The sequence below is a fragment of the Limnohabitans sp. 2KL-3 genome, assembly GCF_001269405.1.
Classification (GTDB): domain Bacteria; phylum Pseudomonadota; class Gammaproteobacteria; order Burkholderiales; family Burkholderiaceae_C; genus Limnohabitans_A.
This window is the reverse complement of the sequence record NZ_CXON01000002.1, coordinates 64258-86741: the sequence shown is the minus strand read 5'-3', so window position 1 is coordinate 86741 and position 22484 is coordinate 64258. Positions and strand designations below refer to the sequence as shown.

The following is a 22484-nucleotide window of genomic DNA, read 5'->3' as shown; positions in this document are numbered from 1 at the left end:
CCTTCACATGCGCGCCACGCCAAACGTGCTGGCGCGGGGTTGGCGTGCTGCACTCTCGGCACAGGTGTCGAGGCAAAAGCTCAGCACGCTGCGGGTGTCGCGCGGGTCGATCACACCGTCGTCGAGCACCAAGCCACTGGTGTAGAAGGCGTCGGCCTGCGCTTCAAACAGGGCCACGATTTTGTCGAACTGGGCCTGCATTTTCTCGGGGTCGGGCGTGATGCCTTTGCGGGCCATGCCGGCTTCGGCCACGATCTGCATGGTGCGGGCGGCTTGCTCGCCGCCCATCACCGCTGTTTTGGCCCCGGGCCAGCTGAACAAAAAGCGTGGTGCATAACCCCGCCCACACATGCCGTAGTTGCCCGCGCCAAACGAGGCCCCGCACTGGATGGTGATCTGCGGCACGGTGGCGCTGGTCACGGCCTGGATCATCTTGGAGCCGTGTTTGATCATGCCGCCTTGTTCGCTGTCTTTGCCCACCATGTAGCCGGTGGTGTTTTGCAAATAAACGATGGGGTGGCCCAGCTGGCACATCCACTGGATGAAGTGCGTGGCCTTATTGGCCCCGGCCACATCAATCGGTCCGTTGTTGCTGATGATGCCCACCGCATGCCCGCCGATGCGCGCCTGTGCGCACACGGTGGCCGCACCGAACAAAGGTTTGAATTCCAGAAAATCCGAGTCGTCCACCAGCCGCAAGATGACTTCGCGCATGTCGATGGGTTCGCGGTGGTGGGCGGGCATCAGGCCCAGCAGTTCTTCGGCGTCTAAGCGCGGGGGCTTGGCTTGCCGGTGTGTGGTGTGTGCAGCCCAGTCCCAACGCGCCACCACATCGCGGGCGGTGCCCAGCGCGTGGCGGTCGTCTTCGCACAGGTACTCGCCCAAGCCTGACACGCTGGTGTGCATCTCGGCGCCGCCCAGTTCTTCTTCGGTGGCCACTTCGCCTGTGGCGGCTTTGAGCAAAGGCGGCCCGGCCAGAAAGGCCCGCGACCTGCCGCGCACCATGATCACCGTGTCACTCAGCCCCGGCATGTAAGCCCCGCCTGCGGTGCCTGAGCCGTGTTGCACCGTGAGCACCGGCAAGCCCGCCGCTGACATGCGTGCCAGGTTGCGGAACAGGCTGCCGCCCAGTACAAAGCCCTCGACCTTGTACTGCATCAGGTTGGCCCCGGCGCTTTCGACCAGGTGCACAAAAGGCAGTTTGTTTTCGAGCGCAAGTTCTTGCACGCGCAAAATCTTTTCCAGGCCCCGCGCCTGGATGGCCCCGGCCTCGATGCCCGAGTCGCTCGCCACCACCATACAGCGCACACCACTGATGAAGCCAATGCCCGCGATCATGCCGCCGCCGGGCACCGACTTGGCCGGATCGGGTGTGTCTTGCATGAAGCCCGCCAGCGCGCACAGCGGCAAGAAAGGTGCGCCAGGGTCCAGCAGCAAGGCCACGCGCTCACGCGGCAGCAACTGCCCGCGTTTGTCAAACACGGGTTTGGACTGGGCCGAGGCCTTTGCGGCCCGCTCTTGCAAGGCTTGCCACTGCGCCAGGCGGGCCAGCGCAGCTTCACGCCTTTGCTGCGCCACAGGGCTGTGCGGGTTCCAGGTGGATTCGAAATTCATTGGAATACCTTGGGGGTGACGGCGCGGTGAAAGCCGTCAAAGGGTTTGACGGCATCGCGTTGTTGCACATCGGGTGTGGCCACAGCTTGCTGCCAGCCCATGCGCATCTGGGGGCGGGCACCGTCCACACGCAGCACGGTGCCGCTGATGAAGCTGGCGGCGGGTGAGAGCAAAAACACAATCGCGGCCGAGGTCTCGGCCTCGGTGCCAAAGCGGCCTTGTGGCACCGTGTTGCGCATTTCGCGCAGCATGGGCCCAGCCTCGGGCGGGTAGTGGTCCATGCCGCTGCTGGCGATGTAGCCCGGGGCAACGGCATTCACACGCACGCCCTGTGCCGCCCATTCGAGCGCGGCGGTCTCTGTAAAGCTGACCATGCCCGCCCGCGCTGCGCCGCTGTGGCCCATGCCCGGCATCGAGCCCCACATGTCGGCCACGATATTGACCACCGCGCCGCCGTGCGCTTGCATGCTCTGGTTGAAGCACTCACGCGCCACCAAAAAGCCACCGGTGAGGTTGGTGTCGATGACGGCTTGCCAGCCTTTGGCACTGGTCTTGGCCAAGGGCGAGATGTATTGCCCGCCCGCGTTGTTGACCAAGCCGTGAATGCGCCCGTGCTGCTGCACCACCTGCGCGACCAGGGCTTTGACATCGTCCTCGCGCCGGATGTCGCAGCTGTGCCAGCTCGCCTGGCCGCCGTCACCCGTGATCTCTTGCGCTGTGGCGCTCAGCTTGTCGGGGTTGCGGCCCACCAAAACGACGTGTGCGCCCAAGCTGGCCAGTTCGTGCGCGGTGCAGCGGCCAATGCCTGAGCCGCCACCGGTGACCAGGATGACCTGCCCTTGGAGCATGCCGGGCGCAAAGACGGATTGGTAAGGTGTGGCGGGTTTCATGCGGGGTCTCTCAAAAACAAGGCCAGGGCGGCCTCGGTCAAATCGTCCAGGGAGGCGCGTGGGGCACTGGGTGCTGGCGCTTTCGCCGCTGTTTGGTTTGAGCGTTTAACCGAGTGCTTGGCCCCAGTTGGCGTCAAGTTCTGGCCGGTTGGCTGGTACCACTGCACCGCCCAGTTCAAAGCGCCAAAAATCATCAGCCGGGCCAAACCCACGGGGGCTTGCAGTTGCCCGCTGTCATGCAGCGCTTGCAACACGGGCGTCCAGGCGGCTTCGTAGTCGTCTTTGATTTTCGTGATGGTTTGGCGCTGTTCGGCGCTCAGCGAGCGCCATTCGTAAAGCATCACCGGGATGAAGTCGCTGTCCGGTCCCAGCAGCACATCGAACTGATTGCGGATCAGGGCTCGCAGTTGTGCGCGAGGGGGCAAGTCATCGGCCAGACCCGCACAAGCTGCCGTTTGCCGTTGGCTGGCTTGCTTCATGCCTTCCACCATCACCGCCAACAACAGGTCTTGTTTGTTGCCGAAGTGATAAAACGGCGAGCCCGGCTGCATGCCCACTTGCGCCGCGATCTCGCGGGTGCTGGTGGCGTCGTAACCCTTGCGGTGAAACAGCTTCGCCGCCGCCGAGATGAGCGCTTGGCGCCGATTGCCATCGTCGCGCTCGTCCTCGGTCTTGCGGGGGCGGCCGCGTGCGCGTTTGGGCTCGGCCAGTTCGGTCATGGCAGAAAACCTTCGCGACGAGGGCGTCGCTCCCACAGAGCACTTTGTTCCCACAGAGAGCATTGTTCCCACAGAGCACTTTGCTCCCAAAAGTTGGCAGGGATGGCGGGCATTCAGCGCCCCGCCAAACCCATGCTGCGCGAGATCACTTCTTTCATGATCTCGTTGGTGCCGCCATAAATGCGTTGCACACGCGCATCGGCATAGGCGCGGGTGATCGGGTATTCCCACATGTAGCCGTAGCCGCCATGCAGCTGCACACACTCGTCCATCACCTTGCACTGCAAATCCGAGCACCAGTACTTGGCCATGCTGGCAGTCGCCGTGTCGAGTTTGTCTTGCAGCAGCAATTCGCTGCACTTGTCCACAAACACACGCGCCACCTGCACCTCGGTCTGCAACTCGGCCAGGGTGTAGCGGGTGTTTTGGTAGTTGCCCACGGCCTGGCCAAACACCTTGCGGTCTTTCACGTACTGCACTGTCCAGTCGATGGCTGCTTGCGCCGCCGCGATGCCGCCAATCGCAATCTGCAGGCGCTCCCAAGGCAGCTGTTCCATCAGGCAAATGAAGCCCTTGCCCTGCATGGCCGTGCCACCCAGCAACTGGTCGACGCTGACCTTCACGTTGTCAAAAAACAGTTCGGACGTGTCTTGCGCTTTGAGGCCCAGCTTTTTGAGGCGCTTGCCTTTTTCAAAGCCCGGCATGCCGCGCTCAATGAGGAACAAGCTGGTGCCCTTGGCCCCGGCTGCTGGGTCGGTTTTGGCCACCAAAATCACCAAGTCGGCATGCCAGCCGTTCGTGATGAAGGTCTTGCTGCCGTTGATCAGGTAAGTGCCATCGGGCTGCAGCATGGCCGTGGTTTTGACGCCCTGGAGGTCCGAGCCCGCTGCGGGTTCGCTCATGGCAATCGCACCCACCATCTCGCCGCTGGCCAGCTTGGGCAGGTACTTTTGCTTTTGCGCTTCGGTGCCGTAATGCAAGATGTAAGGGGCCACGATCTCGCTGTGCAGGCCGTAACCAATGCCACTGAAACCGGCGCGTGCGAGTTCCTCCATTTGCACCACCGAATAGAGCTTGTCCGCGTCTGAGCCGCCATAGGCCTCGGGCAGGGTCATGCACAAAAAGCCGTTTTCACCGGCCTTGTCCCACACGGCGCGGTCTACGTAGCCCTGCTCTTCCCAGGCCTCGTGGTGGGGAGCGATTTCCTTGTCCATGAAGCGGCGAAAGCTGTCGCGAAAGGCTTCGTGGTCGGGGGTAAAGAGAGTGCGTTCGATCATGGTGTCACCTTCAGGACTTGGGGTTTTATTTATACAAAGCGGTTGCTTGGTAAAAGTCTATACTGATTGCTGAAACCCACAACTCAGGGCAAACCCCTTGATGACCCCCAGGAGACATTCATGAGCGAAGCATTTGTTTACGACGCCATACGCACCCCGCGTGGCAAAGGCAAAAAAGACGGCAGCCTGCACGAGGTCAAGCCCATCAGTCTTTTGAGCGGCGTGCTGCGCGAGCTGCAAAGCCGCAACCAGTTCGACACCGCTGCGGTGGACGATGTGGTCATGGGCGTGGTCTCGCCCATTGGCGAGCAAGGCTCGGTCATCCCCAAAGTGGCAGCCCTGGCCGCAGGCTGGGACTGGCGCTGTTCGGGCGTGCAGCTCAACCGCTTTTGCGCCTCGGGCCTGGAGGCGGTCAACATGGCCGCCATGAAAGTGCGCAGTGGCTGGGAAGACCTGGTCGTGGCCGGTGGCCTGGAAAGCATGAGCCGCGTGCCAATTGGCTCCGACGGCGGCGCTTGGGCGCAAGACCCCGAAACCAACAGCGCCACGCTGTTTGTGCCCCAAGGCATTGGCGCCGACTTGATCGCCACCATGAGTGGCTTCAGCCGCCACGATGTGGACGCCTTTGCGGTCGAATCGCAAAAGCGCGCCACGGCAGCGCGTGCGGCGGGTTACTTCGATGGCTCGGTGGTGCCCGTCAAAGACAAGCTCGGCCAGGTCATCCTGGCGCAAGACGAATTCATCAAACCCAGCACCACGGTGGAAACGCTGGGCGGCCTGAAAGCCTCTTTTGAGCAACTGGGCGCGATGGGCTTTGATGCGGTGGCCTTGCAGCGTTACCCGCAAGTCGAGCGCATCCACCATGTGCACCACGCAGGCAACTCGTCGGGCATAGTGGACGGCGCAGCGGCGGTGCTGATTGGCTCGGAAGCCGCAGGCAAAACCCACGGCCTCACGCCGCGTGCGCGCATCGTGTCGGTGGCCTTGTCGGGGGCCGATCCGACCATCATGCTCACTGGCCCCATGCCAGCGGCCCGCAAGGCGCTGGACAAGGCGGGCCTGACGATTGACCAGATTGATTTGTTCGAGGTGAACGAAGCCTTTGCCGCTGTGCCGATGAAGTTCATGCAAGAGATGGGTGTGTCGCACGACAAAGTGAACGTGAACGGTGGCGCGATCGCCATGGGCCATCCGCTCGGGGCCACGGGTGCGATGATTTTGGGCATCCTGATCGACGAGCTGCACCGCCGCCAACTGCGCTACGGTTTGGCCACTTTGTGTGTGGGCGGCGGCATGGGCATCGCCACCATCGTTGAACGCGTTTGATTGGGGAGACACCATCATGATTTTGAAAACACTGCGCTATGAACTGGCGGACGGCATCGCCACCATCACCTTTGACGAGCAGGGCTCGCCGGTCAACACCATGTGCCTGCAATGGCAGGCTGACCTGACTCAGGCGGCTGAGCAGGTGGCCAAAGACAAGGCATCTTTAAAAGGGATCATCCTGGCCTCGGCCAAGTCCACCTTTTTTGCAGGGGCCGACCTCAAGGGCGTCATGCGCTCGCAAGCCTCGGACGGCCCGCGTGTCTTTGTCGAGATCGAAGGCATCAAGAAAGCTTTTCGCACCATCGAAACTTTGGGTGTGCCCGTGGTCAGCTGCCTCAACGGCACGGCGCTGGGCGGCGGCTGGGAAGTGGCGCTGATTGGCCACCACCGTATCGCCACCGCCAACCCCAAAACGCAGTTTGGTCTGCCCGAAGTCACGCTGGGCTTGATTCCCGGTGGCGGCGGCATCACCAAAATGACGCGCCAGCTGGGCCTGCTGGCCGCGCAGCCCTATGTGCTGGAGAGCAAGCTCTTTGGCCCTGAAGAAGCGCAAAAGCTGGGCCTGGTGCACGAGATTGTGGCCAGCGACGACCAGCTACGCCCCCGCGCTCTGGCGCACATTGCGGCAGCCCAAGGCCAACCCGAAGCGGCCCAACACCTGTGGGACCGCAAGGACTACAAAATGCCCGGCGGCACGCCGAGCAACCCCAAGATCGCGGGCATGCTGAGCGTGGCCCCTGCAGTGCTCAAACAAAAAACACGCGGTCTGTACCCCGCACCCGAAGCGGCGCTGGCCGCCATGGTCGAAGGCGCGATGGTGGACTTTGACACCGCCATGCGCATCGAAAGCCGTTACCTCGCAGGTTTGATGACCAGCCAGGTGGCGCGCAACATGATCAACACCTTCTTCTTCAACATGAACAGCATCAAGGGCGGCCAAAGCCGCCCCAAGGCTGCACCGCGCTACAAGCCGCAAAAAGTAGGCATCTTGGGCGCGGGCATGATGGGCTCGGGCATTGCGTATTCACAAGCCAGCCGGGGCATTACCACGGTGCTCAAAGACGTGAGCCAAGAAGCCGCAGAAAAAGGCAAGGCCTACAGCCACAAGCTCACGCAAAAGCGCGTGGACAAAGGCCGCATGACTGCGGATAAACAAGCGGCTTTGTTGTCATTGATCCAGCCCACGGCCAGCGCCGCAGACATGAAGGGTTGCGACCTGATCATCGAAGCCGTGTTTGAAAACCGCGAACTCAAAGCCCGTGTCACGCAAGAGGCCGAGCCTATGTTGGCCGAAGGCGGTTTCTTTGCCAGCAACACCTCCACCTTGCCCATCAGCGGCCTGGCCACCGCCAGCGCCAAGCCCGAGAAATTCGTGGGCATCCACTTCTTCAGCCCCGTCGACAAGATGCAGCTGGTGGAGATCATTCGCGGTGCACAGACCGACGACGAGACGATTGCCCGCGCATACGACTACGTGCAGGCGCTGGGCAAGCTGCCGATTGTGGTGAACGACTCGCGCGGGTTTTACACCAGCCGCACCTTCGGCACCTTTGTCATGGAAGGCGCGGCCATGCTGGGCGAGGGCATTCCTGCCCCCGTGATCGAGAACCTGGCCATGCAAGTGGGCATGCCCGTCGGCCCGTTGGCGGTGCTGGACGAAACGGCGCTGTCGCTGTCGGTGCATGTGCTGGACCAAACCCGCGAAGACTTTGCGAAAGAAGGCAAAACCCACACCACCACGCCCGGCGAGCTGTTGGTTGAGCGCATGGTCAAAGAACTCCAACGCCCCGGCCGCGCCGCAGGCGGTGGTTTTTACGACTACCCCGCTGGCCAGAAAAAAGTGCTGTGGCCTGAACTCAAAACCCGCTTTGAAAAAGCCGACGTGGCCTACAGCCAGCAAGACATCAAAGACCGCCTGCTGTACCGCCAAGCCGTGGAGACCGCCCGCTGCCTGCAAGAAGGCGTGCTGACCTCGGTGCACGACGGCAACATCGGCTCGATCTTCGGCATCGGCTTTCCGGCTTGGACGGGTGGGGCGCTGCAATTCATCTATGGCCAGGGGGTGGATGCGTTTGCCAAGCGTTGTGCTGAACTGGCGGCGTTGTATGGGGCGGGCTTTGCGCTGACGGCGGAAGTGATCGCGAGTTTGAAGCAGCACCAGCCGGTGTATTGAAGGCTGGATGCCAGTCAAAACATGGTTGTGGCTATCTGGAAACCAGCTTTTCGCGCAACAGTTCAATGACCGAATTGAGCGGTGGCGCCTGAAGCTGGTTCTTTTGAAGGAAGGCATGCCATTGCTTGCTTTTCTGCGGATCGTGACCAAAGACTGGTGAAAAACCAATGGGCGTCGATGTCGGCATGGGTGTTTGACGCCGTTCAAGCGTGGCCGCGATGGCCGTTTGCATCATTTCAGGATCGAGCGCTTGGGTCGAGAGTAAGACCCACAGATCAAAGTAGTCCTTGAGGCGGGTGTTGGCCATGCCCAACGAAACGATGGCTTCGAACTTCTCGGCCACCACGGTGTAACGCGGATAGACCCTGATCCTGGGCGCAGGCAGGTCCGCCAGCATCACCGGATAGTCGGCCAGCTCCGGCGCTGGTGTGACGGCATCACCATAGCCAATGTCGATTTGCACCGGGCAGCGTGCACCGTCGAGCTGACCTTGCAGTGTGACGCGCAACCCCGAGTAGTTGGCATCCTTGCGAATCTCGGTGACTTGAATGCTGCCTGAGTCAAACACAATGGCGTCATCGCATTCAATACCGCAAATTTCGCGAAACACCTCATGCACAACGGGTTCTTCTGCCAATCCAAAACCCAGCAGGTCAATGTCACGGGTGGGCCGATGCGGAACATCGAACCACATGTCAAACAGCAATGCGCCCTTGAGCAAAAAATGGTCTTTGTTGGATGAAACACTCAAACGGTAAAGCAGACGCTCCAAGCCGTAACGGGTCAAAACCAGCGAGAAATCCAGCTGGTCGGCTTTGGCCTTGTTGAGCAGTCTGGCCCTGACCGACGCAGGCTTGTTGATCATGCAGTCAGCCCTTCCAGGTAAGGCCGCATCACGTTTTGCACGCGGCAAATCTGCCCGAAGTGCCAAAGCTCATCCATCGTGACCCGCTTGGCGTGCCATGCTTCTTTCAGCGCTTCCAGTGCCACGTCCAGGCCGATTTTGTTTCGGAACTTGAAGCAGTCCGCGATGGTTTTGGCCACGCACGTCACTTTGACTGAAACGCCTTCAATGTCGTGTAGCGCCACGCCCTCGGTCAGCGCTGAGCCACTGAAACGCGCGACGCGCAGGGGCGGGTAATTCAGCTGTGGTGCGCGGGCTTTGTTGTCCACAGCCACCCACACCTCAAAGGGTGCTTGCGTCGTCAGTCCGTGAAAAGCCAGTGCAGACAGCAAACACACCAACACTTGCGGGCGTTTGCTCGCCACTTCGGCCAAGCCAGCGAACTCGGAGGCTTGGCGCTGGGGCAGTGCATACAGCCCCCGACTGAGCTTGAGAATCAGCCCCCGGCGGGCCAGTTGCGCAAGATACAGACGCGAGCGACCCTGTGCCACGGCATCACTGGGCCGCAGCAGTGCCTTGCCTTGGGCAAGAGCTGCGAGGGAGGCTGGGGTTGGTGACATGGCTAAATTATTTCATAAAGTTGGTAGTTGTCAATAAATACCAGCAATATGCAATATTTCAAGTCGACTCATGACCTGATTGGCGGCCAAACGCAGAGCGCCCAAGACGCCCGCATGCTGGAGTTCCGCTGGCTACTGGAAGAACTGTGTGTGAGCTTCTTCGCGCAAGAGCTGCGCACCCCGCAGCCCTTTAGCATCAAGCGGCTGAAGAAGGCTTGGGGGCAGTTGAATCATTGAGGCCTTCAATTTAGTTGCTCTTGAAAAGTGCAAGTAACACTTGACCGGCTAGCCCGATGACGGTGATTAAATAGAACACTGATTGATGTCGCATAACAAAGTCAACGACAGTGCGAGATCGACCAGTTTTGCTCCATGAGCGATACTTTTTTGTGTCGACGTTGTGCAACGTTCCAGCGCGATCCACAACTTTTTCTACACTGAACTCAAGTGCTGCGTAGGGCAAAAGTGAAAGAATGGTTCCGATGTTGGCCAAAAGAAGTAGGACAAATTCCAAATTTTTCAAGCTGATCATCAAATCCTCACGTATATAAATACCGCTGCATCCCCACAAACGCCTGCCTGACCTGCACCGCATCCCCCAATTCCGCCATCGCGTCATTCAGCGCGTTGTAGCGCAGCTTGAGCAACGGGGTGAGTTTGTCGGCGTCGAGTTGGTCTACGCCTTGAGTCACATATTGGTCGAGCACAAAGGCCAAGAAGGCTTGTTGCTTTTCCCCATACGTCACTGCGTTGTGCGCCTTGGCGCGATCTGCACGGGTGGCTCGGGTCTCGGTGGGCAGGGCAAAGGCCACATATGCCAGCACGTCGAAGAGATCGCTTTTTTCGGCTTCGATGATGCGTTGCATTTCGCGCAGTGGGTCGCGGCCAAAGCCAATGCCCTCCAGGCCGCCCAGTAGCGCTTTGCGCGTGGTCGGGTCGGCCCACAGGGTGCGCAGTTCGTCTTCGTTTTTGAAAAATTCAGGCAGGGCGCCAAACAGGCTTTCCAAAAACTGCGCGGGTGACAGCGGCTTGCCGTCTGGCCCCCAGTAGCTGGTGGAGGTGATGTGCTGAATGGTGCGGGTTTTGCCATCGGCCAGTTTGACCACCAGTTTGGCCGGGCGCTCTTCGCCCGGCTCGCGCACCTTGGGTGGCTCGGTCGGGTCTTGCGGTTGCCAGCTCGGGGGCAAAGGCTGTTCGGTCGGCGGTTCGGGCTCCACGGGTTCGCCGTCCCATTCCGGGTCGCTGAACAGGTGGTGCGCCTTCACAAAGTCATAAATCGTGAAGTAGTCTTTGCCGTCATACAGGCGCGTGCCGCGCCCGATGATTTGCTTGAACTCGATCATCGAATTCACAGGCCGCATCAGCACGATGTTGCGCACGTTGCGGGCGTCCACGCCTGTGGAGAGTTTTTGCGACGTGGTCAGGATGGTGGGCAGCGATTTTTCGTTGTCCTGAAACTGGCTCAGGTGCTGCTCACCCAGCTTGCCGTCGTTGGCCGTCACGCGCACGCAGTAGTCGGGCGCGGTGCTGGTTTTCATCTGGTTGATCAGGTCGCGTACCAACAGGGCGTGTTGCTGGGTGGCGCAAAACACAATGCTCTTTTCGCGCTGGTCGATGCTGTCCATGAACAGCTTGACGCGGTAGGCCTCGCGCTCTTTGATCTCGATGCTGCGGTTGAAGTCTTTTTCTTCGTAGCGCTTGCCTTGCTGCACTTCGCCGTCCAGCACCATGTCGTCGGCGGTGTAGACGTAGTCGTCCAGCGTGGTCACGATCTGCTTGACGCGAAACGGCGTCAAAAAACCATCGTTGATGCCGTCCTTGAGCGAGTAGGTGTAAACCGGGTCACCAAAATAACCATAGGTGTCCGCGTTGATCGTGCGCTTGGGTGTGGCCGTCAGGCCCAGCTGCACGGCGGGGCTGAAGTATTCAAGGATGGCCCGCCAGCTGCCTTCGTCATTCGCGCCGCCCCGGTGGCACTCGTCGATGATGATGAAGTCAAAGAAGTCCGGTGGGTATTCGCCAAAGTAGGGGGTCTCCCCCGGCCCGCTCATGAAGGTCTGGAAGATCGTGAAGAACACGCTGCCGTTCTTGGGCACGCGGCCTTTCTTCTTGATGTCGCTGGGGTCGATGCGCACCACCGCATCTTCGGGGAAGGGCGAGAACGCGGTGAACGCCTGATCGGCCAAGATGTTGCGGTCTGCCAAAAACAAGATGCGTGGGCGGCGGCTGGGCTCTGTGCCGTCTTTCCAGTCCTTGAGGTTCCAGCGGCTGTGAAACAGTTTCCATGCAAGCTGAAACGCGATGAAGGTCTTGCCCGTGCCTGTGGCCAGCGTCAGCAGCACACGGTCTTTGCCGTTGGCCATCGCCTCCAGCACGCGGGTGATGGCGCTCTCTTGGTAATAGCGGCCCATCCAGGTGCCGCCTTTGTCTTCGAGCGGCACGGCGGCAAAGCGTTTGCGCCAGGCGGCAGCTTGCGCTTCGCTCTCGCCAAAAGCCATGTCCCACAGCTCGTCAGGCGTGGGGTAGCGAGCCACTTCGCCTTCGGCCCCCGTGTGCATGTCGATGCCGTAAATGCCTTGGCCGTTGGTGGCGTAGGTGTGGCGAATCGACAGCTTGGCCGCGTAGCTCTTGGCCTGGCCCACGCCCTCGGTCAGCGGCTTGGCCCAAGACTTGGCCTCCACCACGGCCAACTTGGTGTTGCGGTACACCAGAACATAGTCGGCAATGTCTGCCCGCGCCCGCTTGCCCGCGCCTTGAAGTCTGCCCGCCGTGATGTTGTGCTCCCGCAAAACGCGGCTGCCATCCACCTGGCCCCAGCCTGCGGCGGCCAGGGCCGGGTCGATGTGTTCAGCGCGGGTTTCGGCTTCGTTCATTTGCTTGAATTCTTTTTGGCAGCAATGGCTTTGCGCTTGGCGGGTGGTGTCAGATAGTTGTCTCCTGTCACCACAGACCGGCCTGTTTTCTGCTCCAGCTGTTGGCGTGCCTGTTTGGCAATGCGCCCACCCACCACTGCAGCCCCTTTGTTCTCTTGTAAGCCCGTGGCTTGCTGCGTTTCCGCCACTTGTCGGGTTGAGAGTTCAGCCAAGGCTGTGAAGATCAGTTCGGCCTCACTCATGTGGTCGCGCAGGTTGTGGGTTTTCAGGCCCTTGATGTTCTTGTGTTCTTTGACACTCACGCCCGACCACTCTTGGTGAATGATGTTGGTGAGAAAAGCGAATTCGTCGCCGCTTTTTACATCGTGTTCGCGCCAATAGTCGGTCAGTTTGTTGCGGGTTTCCTGTCCCGTCATGCGCTGCTGAATCCACTTGTCGCTGCGGCCATGCTGTTGCCACGTCTCGCGGGCGCGGTTGAGCGACAGGGCGGGGTCGGCCATTTCCTGCATACGCTCGTAGCCCACCTTAGCGAGCCAGAGTTTGATGGGTTCTGCTTTGGGACTTGGGATGGACTGCACCAAGCGAAGCAGCGTAGTTGCTTCTGCACAGTCTGTTTCACGCAAACGCCCGTCTGTTGAGGCCAATTTCAACTGTACGATTTTCTCGTACAGTTGCTCGGAACCCGCTTCTTGTGCCAGTTTGCGCTTGAGATCCGACCAGTAGCGACGAGCGTTGCTGCTATCAGTCAGAACCTGCACGACGTCTACCACCGAGAACCACCACGTTTCACTGGCTTCGTCATAAACGCGACGAATGTCTTTGCCGTCGAATTGCGCTGCTGAAATGTTCATGACCCAGCCCTCAAATGCTTATGCTGATTAGGACCATATAGAGGACATCCTCTATAGGGGCACCCAACCGATAGCTGCATGTTGCGCGCGTTTCGCAGTCGCTCCGACCGGGGTCGATGTATTCGGCGCAGGTTTCGGCTTCGTTCATGGTTGAAGCCATCCGTCCGCGTCCATGCGGGTGCCGGATGACACGCTGGTTTGTTGAGCATCCGTCAACTTGACCTGCGCACTCTGGAGCCAGGCCACTGCGTCCTTGGCGTTGGTCGCTTGCTGTTTGACGGGGGCATCTGGTTCACTGGCCAGGCGCTGAAAAGATCGCAGCATCAAAATGTCCAATCAGCGGGATGCGAGGGCTTTGGACGACTTCTTGGGCAAAGCTTTCACGGTCTATCACCTGTTTTTTGAATTCTTCTATCGTACACGCAGTGGCGTGCACCTTTCGGCCCAATTGGCGACCTGCAGGCCTGAGTGCGGCGTTGACCTTGAGTTCAGAAGCTGCACCCAGTATCAGCACATCGACATCGCTGTTGGCGGTGGCTTGGCCCCGGGCCACTGAGCCAAACACCAAGGCCACCTCGATCCCATCCAGTTTCTCAAGGGTTTCACGCAGCGTGCGGACCAGCGCGCTGTCTTGCTGCATGAGGGTCACCAGTGGTGCCAGCTGCGGGTCTGTACTGGCGTAATAGCGGGGCAGGCCATCTTGCTGGCGGCGCTGTACCAGGCCCGCCTCTGTCCAGCGCTTGAGCAGCCGCGCCGTGTTGCCGGGGTCGATGCTTGAGGCTGCAGCCAGCTCACGCGGACCAAAGCCCCGACCCGGTTCGGCAAACAGTGCTTGCAGCACTTTGAATCGGGCTTGACCGCCAAAAACCTCGATGAGCTGGGCTTCGTTCATGGTTTGATGTTGAATTGACAACGATGTTGTCGAATATACATCATCGTAGTCAATTCAACAACAGAGTTTGACCCCAGAGACGCCGTGTTCAAAGCTGTCCGCTGAAGGCTTGGTGCAGCAGGGGGTGTCTGAAGGCGTCGAGGGCGGTGATTTTGGTGGGGTAATCAAAACCCAGTTAAAAAAATTTGGGTGTTTAAGAGCGTCCCAAGTTATTGATTTTTATGAAAAATCAATTTTCCAGGAGTCAATGGGATGGGAGTTGATCAAAACCCGATCAAGAAATTTGTGTCTCAAAAAAGCCAGTGGGATGAGCCGCAAATGGGTTTGTGACTCGCGGGTGAGTCACAAACACTCAAATAAAGTCCGAGCGCCACACATGCGCTGCCCGCTGGGCCATGCGTTCTTGGCGCAGTGCCAGGGTGGCGGGTGACCAATCGACCTGATCGCTTAGCCCCAACGCGTTGGCGGTGGCATAACTACTTCGCCCGTACTCGGTTCGTTTGTCATCAAAACTGCCGTTTTGGCATTGGCGGTTGATGGTTTGCTCCAGCAGCATCAGGTTGCCCAAACGGTAGATGAAGTCTTTCTGGCGATCTGGGTTGAAGGGTTCGTCCCATTGAGCAGAGGGGTTCTCGGGCAGGATGTGCTCGATGGTGCCGGTGTCGCTTTCCCAATCGTGATGCTTGCCCGATGCGTCGCTTTCCAGTTCGCACAGCAGGTACTTGACCACTTTCTTGCGTCGACCGGTGGTGTCCATCTCTTTATGCGAAAAGTCGCGGACAAATTTTTCATCGTCCACGTACATGCTGCGCAGCTGCGCAAACACTTCTGCAGGCGTGCGGACAGCCCCATCCAGCAAGGCCTTGGCGGCCCGGTGATAGACAGGTTCCAGCTCGTTGGTGTTCAGGCTGCCAATCACGGTGTAGCGCACCGACAGCACGCACAGCAGCTTGAGAACGCGGGTGAAGTCGTCCGCGCTCATTCGCTCCCAAGCGGCAAACACCAAGGGCATGTGCTGGCGCACCCCAAACAACTGCAAGTCGCGCACGTAAGGTTTAGCGCCAGGACGTTCCACCCAATACTCGTGCGAGGTGTCGTCCATGGCCGCGAACAAGTCGGCGCGTTGCTCCAGTGCATCCATCAAGGCAAACACATCTGCCGATGTTTTGACCTCTTCGCGCACCTTCTTGAACAGGCGCTGTTTGCGAATCTGTGGAGACTGGCACAGCAAGTGGTAACGCAAAAAGTCCGGAAATCGCTCGTGCTTGATGGTGCCCATCAAGTGCTGCCAGCGACGTTGCAACGCGTCCAAGTCGGTCGGCGTGGGCACCAGCGAAAACATATAGTTTTTCAGCAAATCGGTGGAGGACAGTTCAAGACCGCGTGCATTGAGTGTTTCAAAAACGGTGTAAGCGCTGAAGTCATCTTCAACCGTGATCCGAATGAACTGCAGTTGCCAAGCCAGGGTGTCGGAAACCAAGCGTGCCAGAGACTCGCCAACAAGCCCAGACTCGGTCAAGCGCTTGCCAAACCAGTTGAAACATTGCCACAACAGTTGGTTGGATTTGGACAAACCGCGTGGATTACTGGGTTTGCGCAGTTGCACCAGATAGTCTTGATAAAAGCCGTCGTTGGTGGCGTTCAAAAAAAGCTTGCTGCTATGAAGCAGGGAAGCGGTATCTTTTTTGCCAATGAAGTCTTGGCGCAGACCCATGGCGCGTTCGGTGTTGGCATTTCGCGTGGCTTCGTCGCCAGGCAAGTTGAGCAGGCTGTGGATGACCGACAACACCAAGACGCTGAGTGTGGCAATGCGTTGTTGACCATCAATGATTTCAAATTCACGTTCGCTCAGCGACTTGACCACTAAAGCGCCCATGTAATGCTTTGTGTCGGGCGCATGCAAAAGTTCTTGTAGGTCGTTCCACAGGTCTTCCCACTGTTCCTCTTCCCAAGCGTAGTCGCGTTGAAACGAAGGTGCGCGGTATTTCTTGCCGTTAGCGATCAAGTCCAGAAAAGTGACGTCTTGGGTCCTTAACACATTGCTTTTGGCCATGGGCGTCATCCTAATTTATTTGGACAGGCGTGGATTTTCTGCGGGTGACAGTGTGCGTAAATTTGAACCTACTGCGTCAACTGCCCGCTGAAGGCTTGGTGCAGCAGGGATTTTTTGAGGTCGTCGAGGGCGGTGAGTTTGTTTTCGTATGCCGCTGTCAGCTGCTTTGTTTCCTCTTCCAATGCACTCAGGCGCTGAACTATGACTTCTTGATCTTGTGGGGCAGGGACAGGCAAGGTCAACTGCCTCAAATCGCGGATGTTGATTTGTTGCAATGCGGTGCCATAGGTCTTGGCTTGAATTTGCAATTGGGCGGGCTCAGATCGCAGCAAGTAGTAACCAAACTGCTGTGAAAGTTTCGCTGGGTCAAAGCGGATGGGCACTATGCCGCGTGTGACGTTCGCTCCGGCCAATTCGCTGTGTGCGAGTGCTACGGTGCCGGTCGTGCCTCGAACACACAGCAGAATGTCGTTACCTTTGAGCGTGGTTCGGGCATAAGAATTGGCAAGGGCGGGATCGATTCTTTTCAATCCATCCAGCATGACCACATCGGTGGTCATGTCCACGGGGCGCACGATGTGAAGTCCATCTGCCACTTCGTCACCAGGTTGAACGATGCCGTAAGACAAACTGCAATCTGGCTCGACTAGGGCTTCAAGCGTGATCTCTTGGCTGGTTTTCGCGTATTGCGCGAGCACGCTGCCGCTGATTCGTGTGAACAACTCGCGGGCGTTTTGGAGGTTCTTTTCGGCGTTGGCTTTGGCGGTGGCAATGTCGGCAAAGGCTTCGTCGAGGAGGGTGACGATGCGGCGTTGCTCTTCCATCGGTGCTAGAGGTATGCGGATTTCACGCAGGCTGCCTTGATTCAACTTTGGAACCGTCAGACCAGAAACGTACTCTGTGAGATCTGAATGATTCAAGAAGTAAATCAGCCAGTTGTCGATTAGCCGTTCTCGGATTGGGCGCAGCACATGAGCATGGTTATTGACCCAACACTTCCCCTCAATTGGAAATGCCGTGTTTTCACCTGATTCCCATTTGGCGCCATCTTCGCCGACAAGCACCAAGGGTTCATCAAAGATGAAGTCACTTACGAAGTCTTGGATTCCAGTAGCGCCGTAATATGGATAAGGTCCAGCAATCCGATCACTTTTTGTGACTGGCTTGCGTCTGTTGTCAAGAATGTCGCAGAGTTCGCCTAGCGGCTTGATTTGCCAACCCGCCTTCACGCCAACAACCCCCGAATATTCCCCAACACCTCTGCCGCCTCAGCGTCCAGCGCCGCGATTTCGTCCAGTATGTCCGCTGGGCTGCGATGCACCACTGCTTCGCCGCCGTTCGGGTTTTTCACCGACAGGTCAAACGTGTCGAGGTCTACGCTGCCTGCGGCCACGCTCCAGCTCTTGGGCGAGTCGGCAATGGACTTTTGCAGCTGCACAAACTCCACCAGGTCCGCGTCGTTCAGCGGGTTGGTTTTGCCCATGTTGCGGCCGGGGTCCAGTTGGTAGAACCAAGTCTTGCTTGTCGGTTCTCCTTTGGTGAAGAACAGCACCACAGTCTTCACACCCGCACCCTGAAAGGTGCCGCCGGGGCAGTCGAGCACGGTGTGCAGGTTGCAGTCGGTCAGCAGCTGTTTGCGCAGGGCCACGCTGGCGTTGTCGGTGTTGCTGAGAAACGTGTTTTTGATGACCACCGCCGCACGGCCCCCGGCACGTAGGCTTTTGATGAAGTGCTGCATGAACAAGAAGGCGGTTTCCCCGGTTTTGATGGGGAAGTTTTGCTGCACCTCTTTGCGCTCTTTGCCGCCAAAGGGCGGGTTGGCCAGGATCACGTCGTAGCGGTCGCGCTCTTGGATGTCGTTGATGTTTTCGCCCAGCGTGTTGGTGTGCACGATGTTGGGCGCCTCGATGCCGTGCAGGATCATGTTCATGATGCCGATCACATACGCAAGGCTCTTTTTCTCTTTACCGTAGAAGGTGCGTTTTTGCAGCGTCTCTAGGTCGTCGGCCTTGGTGGCTTTGGGGCTCAGGTACGCAAAGGCTTCGCACAAGAAGCCGGCTGACCCGCAGGCTGCGTCGTAAATGCGTTCGCCAATTTGGGGCTGCATCACCTCGATCATGGCGCGGATGAGTGGGCGGGGTGTGTAGTACTCGCCGCCGTTGCGCCCGGCATTGCCCATGTTTTTGATCTTGGCTTCGTACAGGTGCGACAGTTCGTGCTTTTGCGCCTGGCTGCCAAAGCGAAGTTCGTCGATGCGGTCGATCACGTCGCGCAGGTTGTAGCCACTCTGGATTTTGTTGGTGATCTCGCCAAAGACTTCGCCGATTTTGTATTCGATGGTCTGCGGCCCGCTGGCGCGTTGCTTGAAGCCTGCCAGATACGGGAACAGTTTGCCGTTGACAAAGCCTTTGAGGTCGTCGCCCGTCATGGCGGCGTTGTGGTCGATCTTGCCGTCGGCAGCTTTGGGCGCAGCCCATGCGGCCCAGCGGTATGGCTCGCTCAAGATGAACTGGTAGTCACGCCCCTCCAGCACCGCCTCGGTGGCCTTGTCGGCTTCGAGGGCGTCGAGGTACTTTAAAAACAGCAGCCAACTGGTTTGCTCGGTGTAGTCCAGCTCGCTGGTGCACCCCGCGTCTTTGTGCAGGATGTCATCGATATTTTTAAAGGTTTGTTCGAACATAGGTTTGCATTTTAGGGGGCGGCCATACCCCGCATTCGGGCTGCTGAGCTTGCGGCTTCAAAAAACATGACAATCCACCAGCCTATGCTGACAACCCTGTAACTTTTGGCCTTCCCCAACGAACTGGGTCATGAAGCCCCGTGTTTCAGCAACCCACCAGGTCACTCCCATGAAACGACGCCACATGATCAAATTCTTATCGGCCTGCCTGGCCAGCGCAACGCTGCCCTTGAGCGCGGCGGCGGCCGCTTTTCCACTGAAGAAAACCAAAGCCGAGTGGCGCAAGTTGCTTGCGCCAGCTGCGTATACGGTGCTGTTTGAGCACGGCACCGAGCGCGCGGGCAGCAGCCCACTCAATGCCGAGAAGCGGCCCGGGACTTTTGTGTGTGTGGCCTGCAACTTGCCCTTGTTCAGCTCGGCCCACAAATACGAGAGCGGCACGGGTTGGCCCAGTTTTTTCCAAGCCTTGCCGGGCGCTTTGGGCACCACCACCGATTTCAAGCTCATCTACCCGCGCACCGAATACCACTGTTCGCGCTGTGGCGGTCACCACGGGCATGTGTTTGATGACGGGCCCAAACCCACGGGCAAGCGCTTTTGCAACAACGGTGTGGCTTTGGCGTTTGTGCCCGAAGGCCAAACTCTTCCCGAATTGAGGACATGAGCATGAACCGCATGACTGTTTCGAGGCCCCTGCGTTGCTTGGCCATGGCATGTGCCGCTGCCGCGTTCTTGTTGACGGCTTGCACGCCCAGCCAGTCTTCCAGCGCGGGCCAAGCCCCTGTGGCCCAGACCACGCCCACCGAGGTGGTGGCCGCGCCCGTGGTCAACGGCAAGCCCATGGCTTACGCCCTGTTTGCCGGTGGTTGTTTCTGGTGCATCGAGGCCGACTTTGAAAAACTGGCCGGTGTGGTGGCCGTTGAGTCGGGCTACACCGCCGGCCAAACGCCCCAGCCCACCTACGAACAAGTCAGCGCCGGCCACACGGGTCACACCGAGGCGGTGCGGGTGCTGTACGACCCGAGCCAAGTCGGTTATGCGCAGTTGGTCGACTATTTTTGGCGGCACATCGACCCGACCGTCAAAGACCAGCAGTTTTGTGATGTAGGCCCGCAATACCGCAGCGGGATCTATTGGCAAAATGAGGCCGAACGCGCCATCGCCGAAGCCAGCCGTGACGACTTGATCCGCAGCGGCCGGTTCAGCATCATTCACACTGAGCTGGCCCCCAGCTCAGTGTTTTATTTGGCCGAGGAGTACCACCAGGACTACTACAAGAAGAACGAGCTGCGCTACAGCTACTATCGCTTGAGTTGCGGGCGGGACGCGCGGGTTAAAAAGCTCTGGGGGTGAGGCCCCTGCGCCGGGCCAGTCGTCTTGGCTTGGGCATATCACACACCATTCGCCCCGTTGTGGGCGTTTGTTTTTTTGGAAGCTGTGCATGGAAATTAAAGTCAACTTTCTCGACAAACTGCGCTTGGAGGCCAAGTTTGACGACTTCACTGTGCTGGCCGATCAGCCGATTCGCTACAAGGGCGATGGCTCGGCACCGGGGCCGTTTGATTATTTTTTGGCGTCTTCGGCTTTGTGTGCGGCGTATTTTGTGAAGCTGTATTGCGAGACGCGGGGCATCTCTACCGAGCACATCCGCCTGTCGCAAAACAACATCGTGGACCCCGACAACCGCTACCTGCAGACCATCAAGATCCAGGTGGAGTTGCCGGCTGACATGTCCGACAAAGACCGCCAAGGCATCTTGCGTTCCATCGACCGTTGCACGGTCAAAAAGGCGATTCAAGCGGGCCCCACGTTCATCGTTGAGGCGGTGGACAACCTCGACGCCGACGCGCAGGCCTTGCTCTCCCTGAGCCCCGATGCGCAGTCGCAGACCTTGATTGCGGGCAAGGACTTGCCGCTGGAGCAGACCATCGCCAACATGACGGCGGTGTTGGCCAATTTGGGCATCAAGATCGAGATCGCGTCGTGGCGCAACCTGGTGCCCAATGTGTGGTCGCTGCACATCCGCGACGCGCATTCGCCCATGTGTTTCACCAACGGCAAGGGTTCGAGCAAAGAGAGCGCCTTGGCCTCAGCCTTGGGTGAATACATCGAGCGCCTGAACAACAACCACTTTTACGCGGGCGTGTTTTTTGGCGAAGACCTGGCGCAGGCCGACTTCGTGCACGACCCCCGCGAGCGTTGGTTCCAACCTGGCAAGCGCGACGCGCTGCCCAAAGGCTTGTTGGACAAGCATTGCTTGGCCATTTACAACCCCGACGGCGAGCTCAAGGCCTCGCACCTGTTTGATACCAACTCGGGCAACCCCTCGCGCGGCATTTGTGCGCTGCCCTATGTGCGCCAGTCCGATGGTGAGGTGGTGTACTTCCCGTCCAACCTGGTGGAAAACCTGTTTGTGAGCAACGGCATGAGCGCGGGCAACACGCTGGTCGAAGCGCAGGTGCAGTGCCTGTCAGAAATTTTTGAGCGGGCCGTGAAGCGCGAGATCCTGGAAGGCGAAATGGCCTTGCCCGATGTGCCGCAGGACGTGCTCGCCAAGTACCCCGGCATCGTGGCCGGCATCGAGGCTTTGGAAGCCCAGGGCTTTCCAGTCTTGGTCAAAGACGCATCGCTGGGCGGGGTGTACCCGGTGATGTGCGTGACCCTGATGAATCCGCGCACGGGCGGTGTGTTCGCGTCGTTTGGCGCACACCCGCGTTTGGAGGTGGCGCTGGAGCGCAGCCTGACCGAGCTGCTGCAGGGCCGCAGTTTTGAAGGTCTGAACGACTTGCCCGCGCCCACCTTCATCACCAACGCCGTGACCGAGCCCAACAACTTTGTGGAGCACTTCATTGACTCCAGCGGCATCGTGTCGTGGCGGTTTTTCAGCGCACAGGCCGATCACGATTTTGTGGAGTGGGACTTTTCTGCGCAGGGCGAGGACGCCACTGCCCAAGAAGCCGCCACGCTGTTCGGCATCTTGCAGGCCATGGGCAAAGAAGCCTATGTCACGGTGCACGACCAACTCGGTGCCACCGCCTGCCGCATCTTGGTGCCGGGCTATTCCGAGGTGTACCCGGTCGACGACCTGATTTGGGACAACACCAACAAAGCGCTGTTGTTCCGCGCGGATGTGCTGAATCTGCACCGCTTGGATGACGAAGCCTTGGAGGCCTTACTCGACCGCTTGGAGAACAACGAGCTCGACGATTACCTCGACATCGCTACCCTGATCGGCATCGAGTTTGACGACAACACGGTGTGGGGCCAGTTGACGGTGATGGAGCTCAAGCTCTTGATTCACTTGGCGTTGCAGCAGCTGGAAGAAGCCCACGAGCTGGTGGGCGCTTTCTTGCAATACAACGACAACACCGTAGAGCGCCGCTTGTTTTACCAAGCCCTGAACGTGGTGCTGGAAGTCACGCTGGACGAGGAGTTGGATTTGGCAGATTACGCCGTCAACTTCCGGCGCATGTTTGGCAACGAGCGCATGGATGCGGCCACTGGCTGTGTGGACGGCAGCGTGCGCTTTCATGGCCTCACGCCCACCAGCTTGCAGCTGGAGGGCTTGGACCGCCACCAGCGCTTGCTTGACAGCTACAAAAAACTGCATGCGGCGCGGGCGCGTGTGGCCCAGATGTAGAACGCAGGCCATAGTCCACGGGCACCGCT

General features: G+C 59.1%; 20 protein-coding genes. 6 read left to right on the top strand and 14 right to left on the bottom strand.

Annotated features, from left to right (window positions below):
• Positions 1-3: 3 nt before the first annotated feature.
• The 4 genes from AMM41_RS02745 to AMM41_RS02730 form a co-directional block, all read right to left on the bottom strand.
• Complete coding sequence (locus tag AMM41_RS02745; RefSeq protein WP_194944585.1) at positions 4-1614, bottom strand: acyl-CoA carboxylase subunit beta; 1611 nt, start codon at positions 1612-1614, stop codon at positions 4-6.
• Positions 1611-2504, bottom strand: a complete 894-nt coding sequence (locus AMM41_RS02740) for an SDR family oxidoreductase (RefSeq protein ID WP_089952816.1) — start codon at positions 2502-2504, stop codon at positions 1611-1613. The genes AMM41_RS02745 and AMM41_RS02740 overlap by 4 nt, the downstream gene beginning before the upstream one ends.
• Entirely contained in the window at positions 2501-3223 is a 723-nt protein-coding gene (locus AMM41_RS02735; RefSeq protein ID WP_089952814.1) for a TetR/AcrR family transcriptional regulator, read from the bottom strand. Before AMM41_RS02735 ends, AMM41_RS02740 begins: the two co-directional genes overlap by 4 nt.
• A 113-nt stretch (positions 3224-3336) precedes the next feature.
• A complete protein-coding gene (locus tag AMM41_RS02730) occupies positions 3337-4500 on the bottom strand; it encodes an acyl-CoA dehydrogenase family protein (protein WP_089952811.1) in 1164 nt (387 codons plus the stop codon).
• A gap of 120 nt (positions 4501-4620) precedes the next feature.
• Between AMM41_RS02730 and AMM41_RS02725 the strand changes: the two genes are divergently transcribed.
• Both AMM41_RS02725 and AMM41_RS02720 read left to right on the top strand, forming a co-directional pair.
• The gene (locus AMM41_RS02725) at positions 4621-5826 is read left to right on the top strand and encodes an acetyl-CoA C-acetyltransferase (protein WP_089952810.1); all 1206 of its coding nucleotides are present in this window, start codon (positions 4621-4623) and stop codon (positions 5824-5826) included.
• 22 nt (positions 5827-5848) lie between these two features.
• Positions 5849-8002 (top strand): 3-hydroxyacyl-CoA dehydrogenase NAD-binding domain-containing protein, encoded by a 2154-nt coding sequence (locus tag AMM41_RS02720; protein WP_089953563.1) that lies wholly within the window; start codon positions 5849-5851, stop codon positions 8000-8002.
• Positions 8003-8033: 31 nt separating this feature from the next.
• Here the strand turns inward: AMM41_RS02720 and AMM41_RS02715 are convergent, their stop codons facing one another.
• Both AMM41_RS02715 and AMM41_RS02710 read right to left on the bottom strand, forming a co-directional pair.
• Positions 8034-8867, bottom strand: a complete 834-nt coding sequence (locus AMM41_RS02715; protein ID WP_089952808.1) for a nucleotidyl transferase AbiEii/AbiGii toxin family protein — start codon at positions 8865-8867, stop codon at positions 8034-8036.
• On the bottom strand, positions 8864-9466 hold the full coding sequence (locus AMM41_RS02710) for a type IV toxin-antitoxin system AbiEi family antitoxin domain-containing protein (protein WP_089952806.1): 603 nt from the start codon (positions 9464-9466) through the stop codon (positions 8864-8866). The genes AMM41_RS02715 and AMM41_RS02710 overlap by 4 nt, the downstream gene beginning before the upstream one ends.
• Before the next feature lie 48 nt (positions 9467-9514).
• Here AMM41_RS02710 and AMM41_RS02705 point away from each other — a divergent pair, with 48 nt between their 5' ends.
• Complete coding sequence (locus AMM41_RS02705; RefSeq protein WP_089952804.1) at positions 9515-9703, top strand: DUF3418 domain-containing protein; 189 nt, start codon at positions 9515-9517, stop codon at positions 9701-9703.
• A gap of 10 nt (positions 9704-9713) precedes the next feature.
• On the opposite strand, the gene AMM41_RS22165 is transcribed toward AMM41_RS02705, so the two are convergent.
• The 8 genes from AMM41_RS22165 to AMM41_RS02665 form a co-directional block, all read right to left on the bottom strand.
• Entirely contained in the window at positions 9714-9998 is a 285-nt protein-coding gene (locus AMM41_RS22165; protein ID WP_089952802.1) for a hypothetical protein, read from the bottom strand.
• 7 nt (positions 9999-10005) lie between these two features.
• Entirely contained in the window at positions 10006-12339 is a 2334-nt protein-coding gene (gene hsdR, locus AMM41_RS02695) for an EcoAI/FtnUII family type I restriction enzme subunit R (RefSeq protein ID WP_089952800.1), read from the bottom strand.
• On the bottom strand, positions 12336-13190 hold the full coding sequence (locus AMM41_RS02690) for a BRO-N domain-containing protein (protein WP_089952798.1): 855 nt from the start codon (positions 13188-13190) through the stop codon (positions 12336-12338). Before AMM41_RS02690 ends, hsdR begins: the two co-directional genes overlap by 4 nt.
• A gap of 144 nt (positions 13191-13334) precedes the next feature.
• Positions 13335-13514, bottom strand: a complete 180-nt coding sequence (locus AMM41_RS02685) for a hypothetical protein (protein ID WP_089952795.1) — start codon at positions 13512-13514, stop codon at positions 13335-13337.
• Positions 13483-14082, bottom strand: coding sequence for a nucleotidyltransferase domain-containing protein (locus tag AMM41_RS02680; RefSeq protein ID WP_089952793.1), 600 nt, complete (start codon positions 14080-14082; stop codon positions 13483-13485). The genes AMM41_RS02685 and AMM41_RS02680 overlap by 32 nt, the downstream gene beginning before the upstream one ends.
• Positions 14083-14434: 352 nt before the next feature.
• Positions 14435-16135 (bottom strand): DUF262 domain-containing protein, encoded by a 1701-nt coding sequence (locus AMM41_RS02675; protein ID WP_089953558.1) that lies wholly within the window; start codon positions 16133-16135, stop codon positions 14435-14437.
• Between the two features lie 68 nt (positions 16136-16203).
• A complete protein-coding gene (locus tag AMM41_RS21730; RefSeq protein WP_194944584.1) occupies positions 16204-17364 on the bottom strand; it encodes a restriction endonuclease subunit S in 1161 nt (386 codons plus the stop codon).
• Positions 17361-18815 carry a class I SAM-dependent DNA methyltransferase gene (locus AMM41_RS02665; RefSeq protein WP_089952791.1) on the bottom strand — a complete coding sequence of 485 codons (1455 nt, stop codon included), beginning with the start codon at positions 18813-18815 and terminating at the stop codon, positions 17361-17363. The genes AMM41_RS21730 and AMM41_RS02665 overlap by 4 nt, the downstream gene beginning before the upstream one ends.
• A gap of 169 nt (positions 18816-18984) precedes the next feature.
• Between AMM41_RS02665 and msrB the strand changes: the two genes are divergently transcribed.
• From msrB to AMM41_RS02650, 3 genes are all read left to right on the top strand, one after another.
• The gene (msrB, locus tag AMM41_RS02660) at positions 18985-19479 is read left to right on the top strand and encodes a peptide-methionine (R)-S-oxide reductase MsrB (RefSeq protein ID WP_089952789.1); all 495 of its coding nucleotides are present in this window, start codon (positions 18985-18987) and stop codon (positions 19477-19479) included.
• Positions 19480-19481: 2 nt separating this feature from the next.
• A complete protein-coding gene (gene msrA / locus AMM41_RS02655) occupies positions 19482-20168 on the top strand; it encodes a peptide-methionine (S)-S-oxide reductase MsrA (RefSeq protein WP_228769066.1) in 687 nt (228 codons plus the stop codon).
• An 88-nt stretch (positions 20169-20256) separates the two neighbouring features.
• Entirely contained in the window at positions 20257-22455 is a 2199-nt protein-coding gene (locus AMM41_RS02650) for an OsmC domain/YcaO domain-containing protein (RefSeq protein ID WP_089952786.1), read from the top strand.
• Positions 22456-22484 lie beyond the last annotated feature (29 nt).